The sequence below is a fragment of the Pseudomonas sp. BP01 genome (genome assembly GCF_022760795.1).
Taxonomy (GTDB): Bacteria; Pseudomonadota; Gammaproteobacteria; order Pseudomonadales; family Pseudomonadaceae; genus Aquipseudomonas; species Aquipseudomonas putida_Q.
Map to the genome: position 1 here is coordinate 1 of NZ_JAFBKA010000137.1, position 255 is coordinate 255.

1 protein-coding gene is annotated in these 255 nt (G+C 62.7%); it reads left to right on the plus strand.

All coding sequences use genetic code 11. The features are described 5' to 3' along the window. Positions 1-255: hypothetical protein (locus tag JOY50_RS28825; RefSeq protein ID WP_243056208.1), on the plus strand; the 255-nt coding region annotated here is incomplete at both ends.

The window sequence follows — 255 nt, forward strand, 5'->3', positions numbered from 1 at the left end:
CCATGTTCAAGGTGGCCGAGCAGTACGACTACGACGGTGATCACCGGGAGTCTGGCGTAGCGTATGCCAAGACCATGGCGCTGTGCCTGGGTGGCGGGATTACCGAGGCGATTGTGCCGGGAGCGGCCCCTGCGGCCGGCACCAGCGAAACCCTCTGGCTGAAATGGCTAGAGGATCCAGACAGCCCACCCTACCGCGCATTGCTGATGCGCGACCATACGTTGTTGGCTGGCCTGCTTCCCAGCTTTTCTGCTG